Origin of the sequence: [Clostridium] aerotolerans DSM 5434, from assembly GCF_000687555.1 — a bacterium.
GTDB classification, from domain to species: domain Bacteria; phylum Bacillota; class Clostridia; order Lachnospirales; family Lachnospiraceae; genus Lacrimispora; species Lacrimispora aerotolerans.
Window position 1 is genome coordinate 295,522 of the sequence record NZ_JHWJ01000005.1, and the last position, 22,308, is coordinate 317,829.

Sequence of the window (22,308 nt, forward strand, 5' to 3'; positions counted from 1 at the left end):
TTCCTATTTCACTCAGTTTCTGCGCTTCCTTAGCAGATATAAAAAGTATGGTGCCCCTATGACAGCAGTTACCAGACCGGCCGGCAGCTCAGAGGGCTGAACAATGGTTCTTCCCACGGTATCCGCTGCCAGGACCAGGACCGACCCTGTCAGGGCACATACGGGCAAAAGGATTTGGTGACGTGATCCTACCAGTTTCGCCGCCAGGTGAGGTGCAATTAGTCCCACAAAGCCAATGCCACCACTAACAGCCACACAGGAACCAGCCAGCGCTACTGCTGACGAAAGGAGAAATATTCGCTGACGTGAAACTGAAATACCCAGTCCGCCAGCCACTTCTTCTCCCAGACTCAAGACATCAAGAACAAGAGCCTTTGACCAAACATAGAATCCAAGTATAAAAATCCATGGCAGCAAAGCCATGACGTAGTTCCAATTTGCTCCCCATATGGTCCCTGCCTGCCAGGCGGCCACAAAATTGTATTGGGTTTCGTCAAGCCTGACCACAGTTACCGTCGTCAAGGCAGTTAAGCCTGCCTGTAAAGCCACCCCCACTAAGATCAGACGAACCGGAGATGCTTCCCTTCGCCTAGCATACGCCAGAATATAAATGAAAAAGGACGTTACTCCTCCCCCAGCCATGGCGATGAAGGGCATGGTAAAGACAGACAAAAAGGACTGTGTCCCAAGAAATAACACATACATGGTAACTGCAAAGCCAGCCCCGGCATGAATTCCCAGGAGCCCCGGATCTGCCAGGGAATTTCCCAGTACCGCCTGTATGATACGGCCGGAAATAGAAAGACCTGCCCCCACCAGTATGGAAATCACGATGCGAGGGAGGCGAAACTGAAATAAAACCAGATTTTCTTTCCCGCTGCCACCTCCAAAAAGAGTACGAAGCGTATCAAATGGAGATAGCCTTATTTGACCTGTATTCATGCTGACCAACAGTGTAAAGAGGAGTATTCCACATAAAATCACCACCACTCCATGGGTTCGGGCAAGACGCCTGCCCCTGTCAGTCTTAACTAACTCTTTCATGCTATTCATACGTTACGCCTCCTTTGGCTGCATGCCAGATACAGAAAAAACGGGCCTCCAAGCAAAGCAATCACAGCACCCAAGGGTGTTTCAAAGGGTGGATTGACCAGCCGGGCGCCTAAATCCGCTGCAACAACCAACGCCGCTCCAAAGATGGCGGAGACAGGAAGAATGCTTCGATAATCCACACCAACAAAATAACGGACGATATGAGGGACCATAAGTCCTACAAATCCAATTCCGCCAGCAATGGATACCGCTGTACCCGCTAATATAAGCACCAAACAGGAGCAGACTGCATTTACTGCCCCAGTATTCACACCAAGTCCTTTTGCGGTCTCCTGACCAAGACTGAGCAGTGATATTGACCGGGCCAGAAGAAAGGCACCAATCAGTCCTGCTGCAATCCAGGGAGATACCCCTTTTATCTGCTGCCAGTTTGCGCCTGCCGTCCCTCCTGTTGTCCAAAACATTACCTTCTGGGAGACATTAAAATGCAAACCAATTCCCTGGCTGAATGCAGTCAATAGCGCACTGACCGCTGCTCCTGCCAATACAATTCTTCCAGATTCATTTGTTCCTCCTCTCATGCCAGAGGCCCCAGTAACCATTCCTGCCCCCAGGGCTGCTCCTGCAAATGCCGCCCACATCATCTCCTGATATCCCAGACCAGGATAGAAGGCAAAGCAGACCGAAAGAGAAAAGACCGCCCCAGCATTGAGGCCCATAAGCCCGGAATCTGCCAAAGGATTCTTCGTCATTGCCTGCATCATTGCCCCGGCTACAGCAAGTGAAGCTCCAACCATTGCCCCAGTGACCACTCTGGGAAGCCGCAGATCCATAATAATTAAATGCTGGGACTTGCCGGCATCATACTGTGTCACTGCCTCCCACAAGGTCTTAACAGATATATCTGACGCCCCGCCCATCACGGAAGCTGTCATGGCGAAAAGAAGTAATAAGAGACCTCCTAAAAGAGCCAGACACGTCTTTCTCAAATGATTCTTTTGGTAACCGGTTTGTTCTGTAGAAATGCTCGGTTTCATCGATCCCTCCTAAATTAAGTATACAAAAAGCCGGGCAACTCACTGTCTTAACGTCGCCCGGCTAATCCTATGATAATTCCGTTACTTGACCAATGATTCCGTCAGTCCCTTTGCTGCTGCCTGTATGGCAAGAGGACTTGTGGTATTCAAAGAGCCATCCAGATAAACGACTTGCTGGTTCTTGACCGCCGTTAGATTATTCCATACGGCAGACGCTTCCAGGGACGTTACAAGGCCTTTGGCATCGGAAATAAAGTCCTGAAAAATAATATAATCCGGATCCAGCTCAGAGAGAGTCTCTAATGAAATCACGCCCCATTCCTCAGGATATCCATCTGGTATGGAGAGTCCAAAGCCGGAGGCTTTATCATAATAGTAAGGATATCGGGAGGTTCCAAGGGCAAATACTCCACCCTTTCCATCGGAACGAACAAAAACCGCCGTCTTATCGCCTATGCCTGCGAGCTTTTCTCTTGCTTCCGACATAATTTTTTCTGTTTCCGTAATTCGCTGCTCTGCTAAGTATTCCTTACCTACGATCTTAGCACAATCACGTATGGAATCCTGCCAGCTTGCTGTATAATCCAGCATAACTACCGGAGCTATTTGCGTCAGCTGGTCATATATTTCATTTACTCCCCCTTGCCCGTTAAAGGTAACGATTACATCCGGATCGGATGCAAGAATTGCTTCTAAGTTAAGCTGGCGTGCGCTTCCTAAGTCAATAATATCCGCGGTTCCCTTAAAGGGGCGAAGTGTTTCGAATTCTTCCAGCGCTTTCATTGCTGTTCCTGTATTGGCGCCAGCCGAAGCAATTGGCGGCGTATCCAGTGCAAAGAAATACTCCAGATACATGGAATGCAGGATTGCAATTCTTTCCGGCTGTTTCTCTAAAACCACCTCATGCCCTGCCGCATCCTTAAAACTTCTTGGCCACTGGGAACCAGTGACTGCTGCCTCTTTGGGTGCTTTGGCACAACCACTGATCAGGCAGGAGAAAACTGCAATGGAAAGAAGTATTTTCATCATTTTTTTCATGTCATATCCTCCAGGTACTGAATGATGTTTTCCGTATTCAACTCATACAGTATAACAATGGAAGCATTTGATTGGAATGGAATAATCCTAAGATGGACATGGATTATTCCTGAATTTTTCACGAAAGCCGCTGGGCGTTATTCCAAACTGCTTTTTAAACAACCTGCTAAAATACAGCGGATCGTCGTAACCAACCCCTCGGGCAACGTCACTGATGAAAGCATCACTTGTAATGAGGATTTCCTTTGCCCGATTCAGACGGTACCGGAGAAGATAATCTCCCGGTCCCATTCCGGCATAGCTTCGAAATACATAAAACAAACGGTTTACGGTCACTCCATTTTGTTCCGCCAGTCCTCCTACTGTCAGCCCTTCCATATAATAATCATGAATATAGGAACGGACAGATTTAAAAAGCATATGGGAGCTGTCACTTGTCTGGCTTGCAGCACTGATGAACATTTCCTCCAAAATGCAGCGAAACAACACTTCTGACTGAAAGGAAGAAAGAGCCCCAGGTTCTGAAAAAACTCTGCGAAGACGCCATAAAAGACCAGTCAGCCTGGGGCTATGCCCTACCGTCAGCTCAAAATGGGTATCAGGAAGAAACTCTCCCTCCGGCCGCTTCCCTGTTATGTCATAAAAAACAGATATGTATTCCCACCTTCTATCTCCCAGAACAAGCTTGTCTAACATCATATCCGGTACACCATGAATAATTTTCCGGGAATCTGTGGTATAGAGAGTTCCATCAAAGGCATACTGCGCTCTTCCGCTGATGGGAAATATAAATCCACGAAATGGAGCCGTTTTCTGTCTGCCGGAAGATCCAGGCTCTATTGCATAGTGATAAACCCCTTGTACACATATAGAGGCATTGGAATAACTTTTTATAAACTGTTCTAATTCTGCATCCATATTTTCATCTCTTTTCTGATCTCTTTAAGTTAGTCCTATCTAACTACTAAATTATACTATTTCTCCCGGTTTCACGCAAGCAAAGGTGTAAAAATGACGTAGAAATACAATCATTTCCACATTCTTTTCCCCATATTTTCATACTTTATGATATACTGAACTTGAATGTGAACAAAAAGAAAGGTGGTAGTTCTATTATGTTCCGCAAACAGCTTCTCTTTTTATCTGCTCTCTGTGTTCTAATTTTATCCGGGTGCAATCAGAAGAATTATATTAAAACCGTCTCCCCGGAAGCTTCCAAGGTGGAAAGCCAGGCAAGCACCATTGTCATCAGAGATTATTCAGAAAAACCAGTCACTCATCCAGGCATTACCACATCAATAAAAACCTATAAAGACAAAAATGTCTCCATTCAATACCCTGCTATTTCTAATTTAGAAGACAAGAAAAAAGAAGAAAACGTCAATAAACTGCTGAAAGACAATGCCCTCAGCTTTCTAAGCATTGCTTCCGTTGATCCCTTAAAGGACACAGTGATTGTTGATGCTGAAATTATTTCTGCTGATCCCAAACGGATTACAGCCGTTTACACCGGCACCTTTTATGCAGAGGGAGCCGCACATCCCATTAATCTCTTTTACACAAATACAATTGATATCAACCAGGTGAAAGATCTTGGACTGACAGATTTTGCAAGCCCGGAAGCTCTGGCAGAGTACGTTCTTTCCGATCAGGTAAAATTCTACAATGCTTCCCCGGAACTTACAGAAGCACTTATGGATGCAAGAACCCAGATGGACCTTTCTTCATATGTCAAATTATTCCAGGAAGCTGACTTTCCTATTAAGACTAAGCTGCCCGATGGAACCCCGGCATTCCCGGATTCCTTTAGTTATGAAGACAAGGGAAACATCATTTTTTCCATTCCAGTCCCCCATGCTTTAGGCGATTCTGCCCTGGTTTCTTACACTCCTGTGACAAAATAGGAAAAATAGTTGCCATTTACTCCTTTCTCTGTTAAAATAGGACGGAAAATAAATAGAAATGGAGTCGAAAAATGAGTAATAAAGAAAAACTCACCACGCGAGATTATCTGCTCAGTATCCAGCATCTGTTCGCTATGTTTGGCGCAACCGTACTGGTTCCTTTGCTGACTGGTCTCAACCCATCGCTGGCATTATTTTCTGCAGGCGTTGGTACCTTAATATTCCACTGCTGTACTAAATTTAAGGTTCCTGTGTTTCTTGGTTCTTCCTTCGCATTTCTGGCAGCCGTTACTACTATCGTCCGCCCGGAAGGAACCGTGATCCCAGAGAACGTACCTTTAGCACAGGGTGGAATTATTTTTGCCGGTTTTGTCTATCTTCTCTTTGCCCTTATTGTTTTTATCGTAGGTTCGGACAAGATTAAGAGGATATTCCCTCCGGTAGTAACAGGTCCTGTCATCGTAGTAATCGGAATTAACCTTGCAAGTACGGCAATCAATGATGCTACCGGCAACCTAAGCCTTGCCGACGGATTGACTCCAGCCATAGCGTTGAACCTGGGAATTGCCTTATTTACCCTGCTTGTAGTAATCCTATGCTCTATCTTCGCACACGGATTCTTTAAGCTTGTCCCCATTCTTATCGGAATTGCGGCAGGTTATTTGTTGTGCATAATTTTAGGAAGCTTAGGCGTATTTCACATGGACTATTCCGCCATTACATCTGCAGCCTGGATCAACATTCCTTATGTGACCAAAGATCTAAATGGAGTAGCTTTCATGACAGTTCCAAAATTCAGCCTGGGAGCCATTCTTTCCATCGCACCAATTGCCTGTGTTACTTTTATGGAACACATCGGTGATATTACTACCAATGGTACGGTTGTAGGAAAAGATTTCTTAAAAGATCCCGGACTCCATCGCACCCTTTTAGGCGACGGTATTGCAACTCTTTTTGCCGGTTTCACAGGCGGTCCAGCTAATACTACTTATGCGGAAAACACTGGAGTGCTTGCGACTACAAAGAACTATAACCCAAGACTTCTTCGTATTACCGCAGTGTTTGCAATCATTTTAGGTCTATTTGGAAAAATGGGCGCAATTCTTCAGACCATACCCGGTCCTGTAAAAGGCGGCGTTGAAATCATGCTCTTTGGTATGATTGCTGCCGTTGGTATCCGTTCTCTTGCCGAATCAAATTTGGATTTTACACATAGCAGAAATTTATCCATTGTTGGACTCATTCTGGTGTTTGGTCTTGGATTTGGCCAGATCGGCGGTCTTAATGCAGAGATCGGTTCTGTTACTTTAAACATTTCAGGCCTTTTCATCGCAGTTGTGGTAGGTGTCATTATGAACCTGATTCTGCCGGAAACCCCTGATACAACAAGAGATTCAAGAAAGGACAAATAACATTATGGATTTTTCAATGGACAATGTAACCGTTTTTACCCACCCCCTGATTCAGCACAAAATTTCTATCTTAAGAGACAAGAGAACAGGCACCAATGAATTCCGTGCTCTTATTGAAGAAATTGCTATGCTGATGGGCTTTGAAGCCTTAAGAGATCTTCCTTTACAGGATGTAGAGGTAGAGACTCCAATCGAAACCTGCATGACTCCAATGATTGCCGGCAAGAAAATGGCAATCGTACCGATTCTCCGTGCAGGACTGGGTATGGTGAATGGTATTCTGGCTCTGGTTCCTTCTGCAAAAGTAGGACACATTGGCTTATACCGCGACGAAGTGACTCATGAGCCACACGAGTATTACTGCAAGCTTCCAAGCCCAATCGAACAGAGAACCATCGTTGTCACAGATCCTATGGTAGCAACCGGCGGTTCTGCAGTTGAAGCAATCAATTTCATCAAGCAGTATGGCGGCAAGCACATTAAGTTCATGTGTATCATTGCTGCTCCAGAAGGCTTAAAGAAGCTTCAGGAAGCTCACCCTGATATCCAGATTTATGTAGGACATTTAGACCGTGGATTAAATGAGAATGCCTACATCTGTCCAGGCCTTGGCGATGCAGGTGACCGTATTTTCGGAACAAAATAGAGATTTTAATAGATAAAAACAGGGGTACAAGACTTCATTCAAGTTTTGTACCCCTGTTTTTATGCTGTAAGATGATTATATACACGTTCCTTCCGGCACAATACCAGTAAAGCCCCGGTAATTAAAACCACTCCCATTAAGGCTGGTGATACATGGCCCAGCAATACATAGAGCTGGCCTCCAATGACCGGTCCTGCGATTCTTGCCAGGGATTGTATGGCCTGACTCCCGCCCTGTACTCTCCCCTGTTCGCTTGATTCCACCGACTTAGAAATCATACCATTAAAGGAAGGTCCAAAGATGGAATCACCAAATCCAAAGACAAACATACCTAAAATGAAAAAAGGATAGAAGGAAAACAAGGCTGATACTGCAATCAGACAATACCCTAATATCTCCGAACCCATTCCTAGGATTACAATCTGCATATCGCTGCACTTTTTAAGAAGTCTTGGCATGATAAAACCTTGAGATATAATATCCTGTATTCCGATAATGGAAAACATGAGTCCAATGATTACTGGCTGCCAATGGAAGGTATCTATGATGAATTGTGAAAAAACCGCCTGTAGTGATCCATTAGGTATCCAAAGTAAAAAAGCAGATAATAAAAGCCGTTTCAATTTTTTCATAGACAATACATTCATAAGCTGCTTAAGTGGATTTAAGCTTGTAAGAGAAATCATTTCAGATCTGAGACTTTTATGAAGACTCTCAGGCATAAAAAAGAATCCAAATCCAAAGTTCAACAAGGTTATGGCGGCTCCAAAGAACATAGGCACCGAATAACCAAACCTGGCGAGCAATCCTCCTACGGCAGGCCCTATGGCAAAACCAGTTCCAGTGACCGCACTTACCCAGCCAAAGTATTTGGTTCTTTGCTCTCTGGGAGTAATGTCTGCAAAATAAGCAAAAATAGTACTTATGCTGCCTCCTGTTATCCCTTCAATGATGCGCCCGACAAATAATACCCACAAGGCACCTCCAATACCAAAAACAATATAACCGGCTGCCGATCCTAAAAGGCAAGCTAACAGCAAAGGCCTGCGCCCATACCTGTCGCTTAAAGCTCCTAAGCCCGGAGCAGCCAGAAAAACGCAAGCGGCATAAACGGAAGTTAAAAGAGTGACCATAATTGCCTGTTCCTCGGGGGATTTGACATATGGTGCTACTAAAAACGGAATTACTGGGGTTATAATACTAAACCCTAATCCACAAAGAAATACCATCATAAGGCCAAATATTAAAGCCTTTCTATCTACAGCTGTTTCATGATTTTCTTCTTTTTGCAATTTAATTGTAAACATAACAATTCTCCTCTCATTGTTTTATTGTTTCCTTGGACACATATTTATCTTAACTCTTTTTTGTGTCCTTGTCAACAATAACAAAAAACAATTTAAAGAGTCTGCCTCGCCACACTCTGGCGCTGACCCGCTGTCAGATTAGGGAAAATCTTTCTTAAAACGCCATGTGCTCCCCGCCCGGCAGGACTTTTCATGAATAAATCGTATTTCTTGTTGTATAAAAAAGCGGCCACACTTTGTTCGTTGGCCGCCTGTAATTACAATATATAATTAAATTTTTTCTGAATGAATATCAGAATCAAGTTTCTTTATTTCTTCATCCAAATGACTGCTGTAGCTTTCTATAAAACGAAGCATGCTGTCAAACTGTTCATCCGTAACTTGCTCAAAAACAGCCTCATCACGCTTCTTGAATTCTCTGTGAAGGCTCTCATGGATGTCATATAGTTCTTTTCCTTTATTGGTAAGCTTGAAATAGATTTCCTTCTTGTTATCTGGCTTTTGATAACTTTCAATAAAACCTTTTTCCATCAGTTTTTTTGTTATTTTACTCATGGCGCTTCTGGTCATATAGAAGGACTCTGAGAGTTTTGTCACGTTAGAATCTGAATTTCTACCAATATATTCAATGCAATGCACCTCGGAAGCCTTATAGTCCTTAAGTACGTCTTCCATCTTAATCTTATTCAGCCAGGACATCTTATTTAACAAATCCCTCAATCCCATAATGACATGTTCTTCTTTATCCATTGCCAAACCTCCCACTGTGAAGAAACAATTTACACTATAAATAATTCTCTTCTTATCATGCGAAACCATTTTAAATAGGGGCCATCTCTCACCGAGACAGCCCCTCTCTTGCACGTTGTTCTATCTCTTATCTGAGATTACAATTCATTACTCTTCTTCTGTTACAGTCTTCTCTACAACTTCACCCTGATTTTTGTAGATAGAGTTTGCATCTACACAGCTTCTTACAGAAGAAAGGGGATAAATGCTGGATTTTGGTCCGATTACAGTTCCTGGATTTAAAACTGCACCGCAGCCTACCTCTGCATAATCACCAAGGATGGCTCCAAATTTCTTAAGGCCAGTCTCGATATCTCCATCCTCTGCGTGTACAGTAACCAGAGATTTGTCTGATTTCACATTGGAAGCGATAGAAGAAGCACCCATATGAGACTTATATCCTAAAATGGAATCTCCTACGTAGTTAAAATGAGGAACCTGAACGCCGTCAAAAAGAATGGAGTTCTTTACTTCAGAGGAGTTTCCAACCACTGCAAATTCACCAATGATGGCATTGCCTCTGATAAATGCACAATGACGGATCTGAGCTCCCTTACAGATAATTACGTGCTCACCCATACATGCTGTTGGCGGAAGATTTACAGATTTATGAATCCATACAGCCTTTCCTACATGTACAAACTCATCTTTAGGAAGACGCTCTCCTAAAGAAACAATGAACTCACTGATTTTAGGAAGAACTTCCCAAGGATATGTTGTCTGCTCAAATAATAATTTTGCAACAGTATAGTTTGTATCAAATAGATCTTGGTTTGTCATATCTTCTTTTTTCATGTTTGTAATCTCCTATTTTTCTTTAATATAATTAGCTGCCGCTGCATCAAATACACTGCGAAGATCGTAGTGGTTATTGAGCCTGAGCACCCCAGAGGTGCGTCCGGCAACAAAATTCTCTAATTTCTGCATGTACTCTTCGGAGGTAATGGAACCTTCGGAAACATAAGTAAGACCCTTTTCCCAGCTTGCTGTAAGCTCTGGATTCAACAGCTGTTTAATAGATGCATTTACTACATCATAAATCAGCTCTCCAAGCAATGTTGGGGTAATTACCTGTGTTTTCGTATTCAGGGAAAGATATTTGATATTAAACAGCTTTTTCAAAATCTCCGCCCTGGTAGCACTGGTTCCAATGCCGCTTCCTTTGATCTGAGCCCTTAATTCCTCATCCTCAATCAACTGTCCCGCATTTTCCATAGCAAGAATGATGGAACCGGAGGTATAGCGTTTTGGCGGGGATGTTTCCCCTTCCTTTATGGTAAATTCCTTAATGGAAAGAGCCATTCCCTTTTTTAAGGTGCCAAGCATGGCAATGAACGCAGGGTTATCCATATTCTTTTGAGGTGTATCAGTATCTTTCTCATCTGAATTTTCCTCAGGCGATGATTTTCCCCCGTCTTTATCCTCTTGAGCTTTCTTTTTCATGCCTGACACGTCAGCAATTTTTAAATATCCCGCTTCCAGCATGACCTTGAAACTGGAATAAAAATGCTCCTTGCCCACCACCAGCTCCAGGGAATATTTCTGATAAACAGCCGGCGGATAAAAAATGCTTAAAAATCTCCTGGTAATAACTTCATAGACTTTATAAGTCAGGGGAGAAAGACCCTTCATTGCTCCCAGGCCCTGCCCGGTAGGTATGATAGCATAGTGATCTGTGATCTGCTTGTCATTGACATATCTGGTCTTTTCTATATTACGGTAAGAACCTTTTTCCAAAACCTCAGAAGCTGCATCCTTTAACAGCTCAAAGCCTTTCAGCCCACCGATATTTTTATGGATTTCCTTTGCAACCGCACTGGAAAGCACTCTGGCATCGGTTCTGGGATAGGTAACCATCTTCTTTTCATAAAGCTCCTGTACTACCTTTAAGGTCTCATCAGGACTGATCTTAAACATCTTGGAACAATCATTTTGGAGCTCTGCAAGGTTATAAAGAAGAGGCGGATTTTTCGTTTCTTTTTTCTTTTCAATGGAAGCTACGGTTCCTTCCAGGGGCTCCGCAGAAGTTAAAATTTTAATCAATTCTTCCGCATGCTTTCGCTCCTTAAAACCATTCTCCTTATAAAGATAAGGGGACTCAAAATATTTAGACCCTGGAGCGCTTCTCCACTCTCCTTCAAAGTCCAGCTCGTCCTTTAAAAATGTACCCACAACCCGGTAAAAGGGAGTTTTTACAAAGCCTCTGACTTCCCTTTCTTTACGGATTACCATTCCCATGACACATGTCATGACACGGCCAACCGATATGACTGTATTTTTCCCACTCCGCATATAGTTGGAAATATGCTGTCCATACCTTAGTGTAAGCAATCGGGAAAAATTAATTCCCATGAGATAATCTTCTTTTGCCCGTAAATATGCGGAAGCTGAGAGATTATCATATTCAGAAGAATCCTTTGCCTCACGAATTCCTCTTAAAATCTCATCTTCTGTCTGGGAGTCGATCCATACCCTCTTTTGGCACTTATCCTTAACTCCCGCCATCTGGGCAACCAGGCGGTATATGTATTCTCCTTCCCGTCCGGAGTCAGTGCAGACATATATCACGTCTACATCCGAACGGTTCAGCAGGCTGCTTACAATCTTAAATTGTTTTTCAGCGCTGGGAATTACCTCGTATTTAAACTCTTTTGGAAGAAACGGAAGGGTAGACAAGCTCCACCGCTTAAACTTCGGATCATAGCTTTCCGGATAACTCATGGTCACCAGATGGCCTACGCACCAGGTAATAATCGCCTCATCAGACTCAATATAACCATCACTGCGCCTTCCCTTTACTTTCAGAGCATTGGCAAATTCCTGCGCTACACTTGGTTTTTCTGCAATGTATAACGATTTCGACATATAACTCCCTACTGCTCTTTTTTAGTAACCTGACTATTATACCATCAAACCCTTGGAATAGCAAATATTTGACCGTTTAAAACTTATTATACCATTGAAAAATAGGAATATCAATGGTACAATGGTTTACAATTTTATTAAAAGGAGTGTTGAACCATGTCAGTACAGAAGGTAAAAGAGTATTTAAAAGACTATGGCAGAGACTGCCAGGTAAAGGAATTCCCGGTATCCAGTGCTACGGTCTTACTGGCCGCCAAAGCCCTTGATGTATCTCCCGCCCGCATTGCCAAGACCCTGTCCTTTCGTAAGGAAGATTCAGACAGCTGCATTTTGGTGGTTACTGCGGGAGACACAAAAATTGATAACGCAAAGTTTAAAAAGACATTTGGCTACAAGGCAAAAATGCTGGCAGCTGAGGAGGTTTCCTTACTAACCGGCCATGAAATAGGCGGCGTCTGCCCCTTTGCCAACCCGGAACAGGTTTCTACCTACTTAGATATCTCCATGCAAAGATTTGAAACCGTTTTTCCGGCTGCCGGAAGCTCCAATTCCGCCATTGAATTGACCTGTGAAGAGCTTTTCATGCTATCAGGTGCTTTGGAATGGATCGATGTGTGTAAAATAACAGATGCATCCTGATTGATCACACCGATCATGCTTTCTTCTTTCTCTGATATTCTGACAGGATTACAGAGGCGAACAATAAGATACACCCTGCCATGAGTTTAGGGGTTACCTCTTCTCCCAGGAATATGACTGAAAATACCAGGCCAAATACTGCTTCAAAGGACAGTATAATAGAAGTAGTATTTGGGCTTAGGTGCTTCTGTCCCACATTCTGAAGCAGAAAGCAGATCATGGTACTGAATATACCAAGATACAATAAGCCAATGAGCATGGAACCATTGATGACGGTAAAATCCTGTGTTCCTTCCATAATCGGTGCCAAAATCCAGCTAAGGATTGCAGCTGCCACCATCTGAATCACGGTCAGCCTCACCGGATCGTGATGATCCGTATACCGGTCTACAAATACGATATGGAACGCAAAAAACAGACCGCAGAAAAGTGTCAGTAAATCACCTATGTTAATAGAAAGATCGCCTTCCAGTGAAATAAGGGCCAGTCCGAATACAGCGATGACGGCTGCGCCTATATTGTTCACAGAGGGCCTTTTTTTATTAAAGAACCAGTGCAGAAAAGGTACTATAATCACGTATAGCGTAGTGATAAATGCATTTTTGCTGGCAGTGGTATACTTCACCCCATAAGTCTGAAGCAGATAGCTGACGAACAAAAACACGCCCAAAAGGCTGCCGCATAGTATTTCTGTTTTATTTACCAGCTTAAGGCGATTAAAAAATACTGCGACCAGTGCCATAGAAGCAATGGTAAAACGCAGAGCCAGTAAATAGGTGGGAGAAATAATATCGACTGAATTTTTCATCACCACAAACGCGCTACCCCATATTATTGTGGTCACTATAAGACCAAGGGCTGACAGTGCCTTAATTCCTTTTCCGTCCTGTATATTCATATGTATAGCAAAGTCCTTTCACATAAGTTCAGGGGCGCAGCACCCTGCGTCCCTGGATTATTTTCTATGTATGATATTATTCTGCGATAGAAAATTTATAAATCGTTACGGTCTGATATTCATCTCCAGCTTTTAATAGGGGAGATGGAAACTCAGGATTGTTGATGGCATTGGGATAATACTGGGTCTCAAAACAGTAGCAGCAGCGTTTTTCATAAACAGCTCCGCCTTTTCCTGTCATCCCGTCCTTTAAAAAGTTAGCGGTGTAGAACTGCATTCCTGGTAAATCGGTGTATACCTCCATACGGATGCCTGTTTTATCAGATTCTGCTGCAGCACATAAGGAAACTTCTCCCTCTGGATGATTAAGCACCCAGTTGTGGTCAAAGCCGCCGCCAAAGATCAATGCTTCGTAATCCTCATTAATATCCTGCTCAATTGGCTTCATCTGGGTGAAATCCATTGGAGTTCCCTTTACAGGTGTAATCTCGCCGGTTGGAATGGAGCCTTCATCTGCTCTGGTATAAGTATCTGCATCGATCCAGACACGCTGTTTCATTGCATTTTTGCCATCCTGACCATCAAGGTTAAAATAGCTGTGGTTGGTAAAATTAGCCACTGTATCCTGGTCGCAAACCATATGATAGGAAAGAATCAGGCTGTTATCCTGAGTCAGGGTATAGGCTGCTGTAATGGTAGCATTTCCAGGGAATCCCTGATCTCCGTCAGGTGAGAAAAGAGAAAAGCTGATTTTCGTACCTTCCTCTGCCTCCTCAACTTCAGCCTCCCACAGCCGGGAGTGATAAAGATCAGAACCGCTATGTAGATTGTTGACACCATTATTGGCTTCCAATTGATACTCTTTGCCGTTGATTTCAAATGCAGCATTTGCGATCCGGTTGGCATTTCTACCAATGGGTGCTCCAAAATGAGGGGGATTTTCCAGGTACTGGGCTACGGTATCATACCCTAACACCACATCCTTCTTATTTCCTTCCCGATCCGGCACCAACATACTGACCCACACGGCTCCTAAATCTGTAAATGAAGCAGAAACTCCATTTCCATTTTCCAGTGTATACAAATACACTTCTTTGCCATCCGGCATGTTTCCCCAAAGTTCTTTTTTGTATGCCATTTTGCTTCCTCCATATACCTTTTCCTAAAAGCCCCTTATAAAAGGGGCTTCATGGTTTTATTATTTCCCAGCCGATATATATCCTTTGGCTGTTAAAAGCTCTGCACAGAGAACGGCTCCGCCTGCTGCCCCACGGACGGTGTTGTGAGACATTCCCACAAATTTATAATCGTAAACCGTATCTTCACGTAAACGGCCCACGGAAATTCCCATGCCGTTTTCATAATCCACATCAAGTGTGATCTGTGGACGGTTATCTTCTTCCATATATTGAATAAACTGCTTTGGCGCACTTGGAAGCTTAAGCTCCTGTGGAAGGCCACTGAACTGGCGGATGCGGTCAATCAGTTCTTCTTTGGTTGGCTTTTTACGGAATTTTACAAACACAGCGGCTGTATGTCCATTTAAAACGGGAATACGGATACACTGACATGTAATAGCCGGTTCACTGGCTTTTACGATCTGTCCGTCTACGACCTCACCCCAAAGACGCAGCGGCTCCTGCTCGCTTTTTTCTTCCTCGCCGCCGATAAATGGAATCACATTGCCTACCATCTCCGGCCAATCCTTAAAGTTCTTGCCTGCACCGGAAATCGCCTGATAAGTGGTAGCCACTACTTCATAAGGCTCAAACTCTCTCCATGCGGTAAGTACGGGAGCATAGCTTTGAATGGAACAGTTTGGTTTCACTGCAATAAAGCCTTTTTTAGTGCCCAGACGGTCTCTCTGATCTTTGATCACTTCAAAATGCTCTGGATTGATCTCAGGAATTACCATCGGTACATCCGGAGTCCATCTATGGGCACTGTTGTTGGATACAACAGGTACTTCTGCTTTTGCATAAGCTTCTTCAATGGCCTTAATCTCGTCTTTTGACATGTCGACTGCGCTGAATACAAAATCAACGCCAGAAGCCACTGCTTCCACTTCGTTCACATTCATGACCGTTAACTTTTTCACAGATTCAGGCATTGGTGATGTCATTTTCCAGCGGTCACCCACAGCTTCCTCATATGTTTTTCCGGCAGAGCGTGGACTTGCTGCTACTGTCACTACCTCAAACCAGGGATGATTTTCAAGCAGAGAAATGAATCTCTGTCCTACCATTCCGGTTGCTCCCAAGATGCCAACTTGCAATTTCTTTTCCATCGCTTTCTCCTCACTTCTTTCCAAATTGTAATATCCTAATACGCTAAATTCTTAACTATCCTATAACAAAGTGAAAGAAAAATCAATATTTATTCGCGATAAAAATACATTTGTTCGTGTCACAAAGACATTTCTTTAAAATGTATTTCGTGGTAACGTACTAAAGGCGAACTTTGCTGCCTTTTCCATCTCGCTTACCTGCTTTCAGCCGGTTTAAGTGAACCTCTTTTTCTTTGTAACGAATCACAGGATCTTCTCCCAGAAGATACACAGCTTCCAGTTCCTCTCCCGGAGACAGCTTAATTCCCCGGACACCCCTGGCATTCTTTTTCATCTCAGATATTTCTTCCACACGGAAGCGCAGGAAAATACCTGCTGATGTCTGGAGTACCACATCCTGCTGTTCATTTAAAAGCTGTATGCTGATAACGGAATCATCGTCCTGAAGCTTTGTTGCAGCTACCATTCGGTTATTGGTCTCAAACTCTTCTCCTGGAACAAGCTTAATAAGAGCCTGTTTCGTTGCAAACAGGAATTTATGCCCCTTTAATCCTTCCGCATGACATAAGTATATGATTTGTTCCCTTGTCCCGTCAAACTTGCTTAAATTCTCAATCGGAGTTCCTTTATCCCTCAGCTTTCCAGCCGGTATATCAAGAACTTTCACCTGATGTAAGTTTCCAGTGTTGGTGAAAATACAGATCTTATCCGTATTGAAACAGTTTACCACATACTGACTCTCGGTTTCAATGGTTTCTTTATTCCTGTCATAGGTATTCTTTTCTAATATTTTGCAATAGCCAAACCGGTCCATGACAAAGGTCACTTCTGAAACAGCGATGGCAGATTCATCGTAAACTGCTTCCTTGCCGTCTTCAATCACCGTTCTTCTTGGAGTCGCATACTCTTCCTTAATGGCTTTTAAATCATCTTTAATTACTTCATCCATATTTTTTCTGCTGGAAAGAATTTTTTCATATAATGCAATTTTTTCAAGAGTTTCCTTAAATTCCTTCTCCAACTGAAGAATCTCCAGTCCGATCAGCTTATAAAGACGCATTTCCAAAATGGCACTGGCCTGCTTTTCCGTAAAGCAAAGCTTTTTCGCATCTTCTTCAAATCCGCTGACCCGGAATTTAATATTGGACACATCACCGGTCATAAGGCAGTTTTTTGCATCCTTTAGGTTCTTGGAGCCTCTTAAAACTGCAATGATAAGATCAATGATATCGCAGGCCTTAATAAGACCTTCCTTGATCTCTTTTTTCTCCAGCTCCTTGTCTAAAAGTGCCTGGTATTTCTTCGTGGCATTTTCATACTGGAAGTCCAGGAAATTCTTTAAAATTCCTTTTAAATTCAGAGTTTCCGGTCTGCCGCCAGCTATGGCCAGCATATTGACTCCAAAGGTGTCTTCCAGCTTTGTCTTCTTATATAGGATATTACGGATTTTCTCTACATCGGCATCCTTACGAAGTTCGAGAACGATACGGATCCCGTCTTTATTGGACTGATTGGAGATATCCACTACATCTGTAAGCTTTTTGCTTTCCACAAGGTCTACGATATCAACCAGGAATTTATTGATTCCTGCACCTATCATGGTATAAGGAATCTCAGTAATCAGCAGCTTGTCCTTATCTGCCTTTCTTTTTCCAAGCTCCACTTCAATGCGGCCGCGAAGCTTGATTTTACCTACACCGGTTTCATAAATGGCAGGCAGATCGCTTTTATTTGCAATAATACCTCCAGTTGGGAAATCAGGCCCTGGCATATATTCCATCAGCTCCTGAATGGAAATGTCTGAATTGTCAATGTATGCCATGACTGCATCAATGACTTCTCCCAGGTTGTGGGAAGGTATGCTGGTGCTCATTCCAACGGCAATACCCTCGGCACCGTTAATCAAAAGATTAGGAACTCTTACCGGAAGTACCTCCGGCTCCTTTTCCGTCTCATCGTAGTTAGGAATGAAATCAACCGTTTTATCTAAATCCTTTAAATAAACTTCCTCAGCAAATTTCTCAAGTCTGGCTTCCGTATAACGCATCGCCGCCGCGCCATCCCCTTCAATGGAACCAAAGTTTCCATGTCCATTGACAAGAGGCATCCCTTTTTTAAATATCTGGGACATCACTACCAGAGTCTCATAAATGGAGCTGTCACCATGGGGATGGTATTTACCCATGGTATCACCCACGATACGCGCCGATTTTCTGTGGGGCTTATCGTGGTTTAAACGCAACTCGCTCATATCATATAATACACGCCGCTGTACCGGCTTTAATCCATCTCTTGCATCCGGGATTGCTCTGGCTGTGATTACACTCATGGAGTAATTCATGTAGCTTTTCTGCATTTCCTCGGAATACTCTGTTCTAATTATTTTTTCTGCCATATTTCCTCTCTTTTTGTCCGCTTTTCAGGACATCTAACTATTTATGCGTCAATCTCCGCTTCATCAGCATGCTCATAAATAAACTGTCGTCTGGGAGCCACTTCGCTTCCCATGAGCATTTCTGTTATCTCAGAAGCCATACGGGCATCCTCAATTTCCACCAGCTTAAGCACACGCCGCTCCGGATCAAGTGTTGTTTCCCAAAGCTGTTCTGCATCCATTTCTCCAAGACCTTTATAACGTTGGAGGGTAAAATCACCGGAATGGGTCCTGCGGTAACGCTCCAGCTCTTTCTCATCATAGAGATACTGTTCCGCACCACGCTTTGGAATAACCTTAAACAAAGGAGGCATGGCGATATATACATGTCCATCATAAATAAGCTCCGGCATAAACCGGTATAAAAAGGTCAAAAGGAGGGTGTCAATATGACTTCCATCCACATCGGCATCGGTCATCAGTATGATTTTATCATAGCGCAGCTTTGTAATATCAAAATCATTGCCATAGCCTTCGGAAAAGCCACACCCAAAGGTATTGATCATGGTCTTAATTTCTGCATTGGCCAAAACCTTGTCAATAGAAGCTTTTTCTACATTTAAAATTTTACCTCTGATAGGTAAAATGGCCTGATACTGACGATTACGGGCTGTTTTCGCAGAGCCTCCCGCAGAATCTCCCTCTACGATGAAGATTTCGCACTTTTCGGCATCCCTGCTCTCACAGTTAGCAAGCTTTCCATTGCTGTCAAAGGAAAACTTGGATCTGGAAAGCATATTAGTCTTTGCCTTTTCCTCGGCTTTTCGTATCTTAGCAGACTTTTCCGCACAGCTTATGACTGCCTTTAAAACCTCCAGATTACGGTCAAAATAACGTTGCAGCTCATCTCCCGCTACGGTAAATACAGCTTTTGTGGCATCCGCGCTGGCAAGTTTTGTCTTTGTCTGTCCTTCAAAAATGGGGTCTGGATGCTTTACTGCAACCACAGCCGTCAGTCCATTTCTCGTATCTGCTCCCGTAAAGTTTGTATCCTTTTCTTTTAAGATTCCAAGCTCTCTTGCATAGCTGTTAATCATCTGGGTAAAACGGGTCTTAAAGCCAGCTAAATGGGTTCCGCCTTCCTGAGTGAAGATATTATTACAAAATCCAAGAATATTCTCCTCAAAGGTATCCACAAACTGAATGGCTGCTTCCACTTCAACTTTATCAACCACCCCTTTAAAATAAATGGGATCGTGCATCTTTTCTTTCCCAGCATTTAATTCTTTTACATAGGCAACGATTCCTTCCGGTTCATGGTAAATCACCGTTTCCTCTTCGCCCTGTCTTTTATTCATATAAGTAATTCTTAGGTTTGGATTTAAATAGGCTGTTTCATGGAGACGGCTTCTAAGCCAATCTGCCTTAAAACGTATCTTTTCAAAAATCTCCACATCCGGAAGAAAATTAATCTCAGTCCCTGTCTCTTTTGTCTTTCCCAACGTAGGAAGCAGGCCATCCATCAGATCTACCGTTGGTATGCCCCGCTCATATGCGTCGTAATGAATCAGACCGTTCTTATATATTTTAATTTTCATGTGGGCAGACAGCGCATTTACAACAGAGGAACCTACTCCATGAAGACCGCCGCTGGTTTTATAGGCATCATTGTCAAATTTACCGCCTGCATGAAGGGTAGATAGAACCACTCGTTCTGCTGAAACACCTTTTTTGTGCATCTCTACCGGGATTCCTCGGCCTGAATCCTTTACGGTACAGGAACCATCTGATTCCAGCGTCACCCATATCTGATCACAATAACCAGCCAGATGCTCGTCCACCGCGTTATCTACAATCTCGTAAATTAAATGATTTAATCCCTTTGTCCCTACACTTCCAATGTACATTCCAGGACGTTTTCGTACCGCCTCAAGGCCTTCCAATACGGTAATACTATCCGCATTATACTGCGTTTTTGCCATGATACTCCTCCACATTTCGTATAATCAGCTTTCATTATACAATGCTTTTTCCATTTTTGGCAAGTTACTAAGATTCTTTTTCCATTTTTTGTAAAAATGGATTGAATTCCACTAACTGTGTGTGATATAATATTTATTAGTTAAAATCAGTATGCAGATATAGTTCATCGGTAGAATATCAGCTTCCCAAGCTGAGGAGGCGGGTTCGATTCCCGTTATCTGCTGTTTTAAAACCCTAGTATATACAAGAATTCCTTGTAAATACTAGGGTTTTTCAATGTTTGCGTTCATAACATTTACTGATATATTGTTAATTTTTATATCATTTTATAATGAAATGCAACACGATATACAACACGTTTTAAGGGTTCAAACGAGGCCTATAAATCGTAATATTTCCATAGCAATTTTGAACTCTCCTTTGCAATGGAAAAAATATAAATTTAAAAGCAGCATTCTATTTTGGAATACTGCTTTCAGAAACAAATACATTGTTTATTATTCACTCCAAACAACAAAACAAAACGGGTGACCAGCAGGATCAAGCATAGTGACCCACTCTTCACCACCATATTGCTTATTAGCGATTTTTGCACCTAACATAGTTGCTTTTTCCATTGCTTCCTTTAATTCTTGCTTATTAGTTACAGCAAAATCTAAATGAGCCATCATCTGTTGCTGCCCTAGCTGTGATGGCCAAACTGGAGGGATATAATTTTCATCATACTGAAAAGCTATTCCCATTTCTTCATCATTAGAATGTATTCCTACAAAGGTTTCTTGTTCATATACAACTGGCCAATTCAAAAGACCTGTGTAGAAAGACAGTAATTGCGGTATATCACGGCATTCTAATATTACAGTTTTTAATCTTATAGTCATTTTAGTTCTATATTCTCCTTATCATTTTCTTAATTGTAACAAAGAAAATAGTTACATAGGACCTCAATAATAATTATAAATGACTTTGAGCATAGTATTAGTTAAGATAAATATCAGCTTTATTGGTTTTATGTAATAAAAAACTACCAGTTCAGAATACTAATAGCTGGTAGTTTTATTTTCGTATTTACATTTAACAAACAGTCATTATGATTACAACCGGTTAGATTAATACCCCAATTCCTGATCCACAAAGATAATTTCGCACTTCATACCCAATGGTACACGTTCAATTATCGAAATAATACGACAAATCCGGTTAGGACTGTTACAATCATAACATTTATCTCCCCTAACCGCACATGGCGTCTTTGCTCCTAAACGTTTCGCATTCAAGGGTGCAGCTACATTTTTACACCGGGAATAAGCTTCGCTAATATTAGCTGTAATTTTATTTCTGCCTATAATGTAATAATAGGATTGAGGTCCAAAAGCAGTCATTGCAACACGATTTCCTGTTGCGTCAATGTTTACAATCTCTCCCGTCTCCGTTATTGCGTTTGCACTGGATATATAAATGTCTGCACAATTTGCAAGTTTACGCACTTCCATGCCTGGAATCTTATTGTGCCATACAACAGCATTTTTTTGTTGTAGAGCCTCAAATAATCCCATTTCCTTCAAAGTTTCACTTCCCCCAAATCCAATCGTTTGATTTTGTAAAATATCGGTAAGGTAACAACAGACATCTTCTTTTGTAGAAAAAACTTGTGTTGTAAATCCATGCCGCTCAAAGTTCTTTTTTATCTGCGAATAATCCATAAACTCATCTCCAATTTTTATTCCACCTTTGATTATAATAAAAATTTTTATTCATCAAAGTCTATTCATCTGTATGAATAGGATACCATTAAACCTAATAACTTTCAATATTAATCTATCAATGTACAATAATTCTACGATATACTAATTTAACATACTTGTACAATTTCACATATATTGAATATGTAATAATTTATTTTATTATTATACCGATAAAAAGGGGTGAGATGATTTAAATGTATAATTATAGAGATACTGATTTCAATCATTGTTGTAATAAAAATTGCTGTTGCGGACCTCAAGGCCCTAGAGGCTGTCCTGGTCCTGCTGGCGCTACTGGCGCTACCGGCGCTACTGGTCCTGCTGGCGCTAC

19 protein-coding genes and 1 tRNA gene are annotated in these 22,308 nt (G+C 42.4%); 5 read left to right on the forward strand and 15 right to left on the reverse strand.

The features are described 5' to 3' along the window. Positions 1-12: 12 nt before the first annotated feature. The 4 genes from T546_RS0109770 to T546_RS0109785 form a co-directional block, all read right to left on the reverse strand. Complete coding sequence (locus T546_RS0109770) at positions 13-1,053, reverse strand: FecCD family ABC transporter permease (RefSeq protein WP_026891451.1); 1,041 nt, start codon at positions 1,051-1,053, stop codon at positions 13-15. After that, the gene (locus T546_RS0109775; RefSeq protein ID WP_051629711.1) at positions 1,050-2,090 is read right to left on the reverse strand and encodes a FecCD family ABC transporter permease; all 1,041 of its coding nucleotides are present in this window, start codon (positions 2,088-2,090) and stop codon (positions 1,050-1,052) included. Before T546_RS0109775 ends, T546_RS0109770 begins: the two co-directional genes overlap by 4 nt. A gap of 81 nt (positions 2,091-2,171) precedes the next feature. Then, a complete protein-coding gene (locus T546_RS0109780; RefSeq protein WP_026891453.1) occupies positions 2,172-3,128 on the reverse strand; it encodes an iron-siderophore ABC transporter substrate-binding protein in 957 nt (318 codons plus the stop codon). Positions 3,129-3,215: 87 nt separating this feature from the next. After that, on the reverse strand, positions 3,216-4,046 hold the full coding sequence (locus T546_RS0109785; RefSeq protein WP_026891454.1) for a helix-turn-helix domain-containing protein: 831 nt from the start codon (positions 4,044-4,046) through the stop codon (positions 3,216-3,218). A 167-nt stretch (positions 4,047-4,213) separates the two neighbouring features. On the opposite strand from T546_RS0109785, the gene T546_RS0109790 reads away from it, so the two are divergent. The 3 genes from T546_RS0109790 to upp all read left to right on the forward strand — a co-directional run bounded on the left by T546_RS0109790 (position 4,214) and on the right by upp (position 7,090). After that, positions 4,214-5,032, forward strand: a complete 819-nt coding sequence (locus T546_RS0109790; RefSeq protein ID WP_166429809.1) for a DUF4163 domain-containing protein — start codon at positions 4,214-4,216, stop codon at positions 5,030-5,032. 71 nt (positions 5,033-5,103) lie between these two features. Further along, entirely contained in the window at positions 5,104-6,444 is a 1,341-nt protein-coding gene (locus T546_RS0109795) for a uracil-xanthine permease family protein (protein ID WP_026891456.1), read from the forward strand. A gap of 16 nt (positions 6,445-6,460) precedes the next feature. Next, on the forward strand, positions 6,461-7,090 hold the full coding sequence (gene upp, locus T546_RS0109800) for a uracil phosphoribosyltransferase (protein ID WP_024835751.1): 630 nt from the start codon (positions 6,461-6,463) through the stop codon (positions 7,088-7,090). Positions 7,091-7,149: 59 nt separating this feature from the next. On the opposite strand, the gene T546_RS0109805 is transcribed toward upp, so the two are convergent. From T546_RS0109805 to T546_RS0109820, 4 genes are all read right to left on the reverse strand, one after another. Then, positions 7,150-8,397, reverse strand: a complete 1,248-nt coding sequence (locus tag T546_RS0109805; RefSeq protein WP_026891457.1) for an MFS transporter — start codon at positions 8,395-8,397, stop codon at positions 7,150-7,152. A 270-nt stretch (positions 8,398-8,667) separates the two neighbouring features. After that, entirely contained in the window at positions 8,668-9,147 is a 480-nt protein-coding gene (locus T546_RS0109810; protein ID WP_026891458.1) for a MarR family transcriptional regulator, read from the reverse strand. A gap of 147 nt (positions 9,148-9,294) precedes the next feature. After that, positions 9,295-9,981, reverse strand: a complete 687-nt coding sequence (locus tag T546_RS0109815; RefSeq protein ID WP_026891459.1) for an LbetaH domain-containing protein — start codon at positions 9,979-9,981, stop codon at positions 9,295-9,297. A 12-nt stretch (positions 9,982-9,993) separates the two neighbouring features. Further along, positions 9,994-12,051 carry a DNA topoisomerase gene (locus T546_RS0109820; protein ID WP_026891460.1) on the reverse strand — a complete coding sequence of 686 codons (2,058 nt, stop codon included), beginning with the start codon at positions 12,049-12,051 and terminating at the stop codon, positions 9,994-9,996. Positions 12,052-12,207: 156 nt separating this feature from the next. On the opposite strand from T546_RS0109820, the gene T546_RS0109825 reads away from it, so the two are divergent. After that, the gene (locus tag T546_RS0109825; protein WP_026891461.1) at positions 12,208-12,690 is read left to right on the forward strand and encodes a YbaK/EbsC family protein; all 483 of its coding nucleotides are present in this window, start codon (positions 12,208-12,210) and stop codon (positions 12,688-12,690) included. 13 nt (positions 12,691-12,703) lie between these two features. On the opposite strand, the gene T546_RS0109830 is transcribed toward T546_RS0109825, so the two are convergent. The 5 genes from T546_RS0109830 to T546_RS0109850 all read right to left on the reverse strand — a co-directional run bounded on the left by T546_RS0109830 (position 12,704) and on the right by T546_RS0109850 (position 20,231). Next, the gene (locus tag T546_RS0109830) at positions 12,704-13,588 is read right to left on the reverse strand and encodes a DMT family transporter (protein ID WP_026891462.1); all 885 of its coding nucleotides are present in this window, start codon (positions 13,586-13,588) and stop codon (positions 12,704-12,706) included. Positions 13,589-13,664: 76 nt separating this feature from the next. Further along, positions 13,665-14,726: an aldose epimerase family protein gene (locus T546_RS0109835; protein ID WP_026891463.1), complete on the reverse strand. Its 1,062-nt coding sequence runs from the start codon at positions 14,724-14,726 to the stop codon at positions 13,665-13,667. Positions 14,727-14,786: 60 nt separating this feature from the next. After that, positions 14,787-15,875, reverse strand: coding sequence for an aspartate-semialdehyde dehydrogenase (gene asd / locus T546_RS0109840; protein WP_026891464.1), 1,089 nt, complete (start codon positions 15,873-15,875; stop codon positions 14,787-14,789). Between the two features lie 160 nt (positions 15,876-16,035). After that, entirely contained in the window at positions 16,036-18,270 is a 2,235-nt protein-coding gene (locus T546_RS0109845) for a DNA gyrase/topoisomerase IV subunit A (protein WP_026891465.1), read from the reverse strand. A 41-nt stretch (positions 18,271-18,311) separates the two neighbouring features. Further along, the gene (locus T546_RS0109850) at positions 18,312-20,231 is read right to left on the reverse strand and encodes a DNA gyrase/topoisomerase IV subunit B (RefSeq protein WP_026891466.1); all 1,920 of its coding nucleotides are present in this window, start codon (positions 20,229-20,231) and stop codon (positions 18,312-18,314) included. A gap of 153 nt (positions 20,232-20,384) precedes the next feature. Here T546_RS0109850 and T546_RS0109855 point away from each other — a divergent pair. Continuing rightward, positions 20,385-20,455 (forward strand) — tRNA-Gly (locus tag T546_RS0109855). A 274-nt stretch (positions 20,456-20,729) separates the two neighbouring features. Here T546_RS0109855 and T546_RS0109860 read toward each other — a convergent pair. Both T546_RS0109860 and T546_RS0109865 read right to left on the reverse strand, forming a co-directional pair. Further along, positions 20,730-21,113: a VOC family protein gene (locus tag T546_RS0109860; protein ID WP_026891467.1), complete on the reverse strand. Its 384-nt coding sequence runs from the start codon at positions 21,111-21,113 to the stop codon at positions 20,730-20,732. A 228-nt stretch (positions 21,114-21,341) separates the two neighbouring features. After that, a complete protein-coding gene (locus tag T546_RS0109865) occupies positions 21,342-21,935 on the reverse strand; it encodes a lactate utilization protein (RefSeq protein ID WP_026891468.1) in 594 nt (197 codons plus the stop codon). Positions 21,936-22,308: the final 373 nt, after the last annotated feature.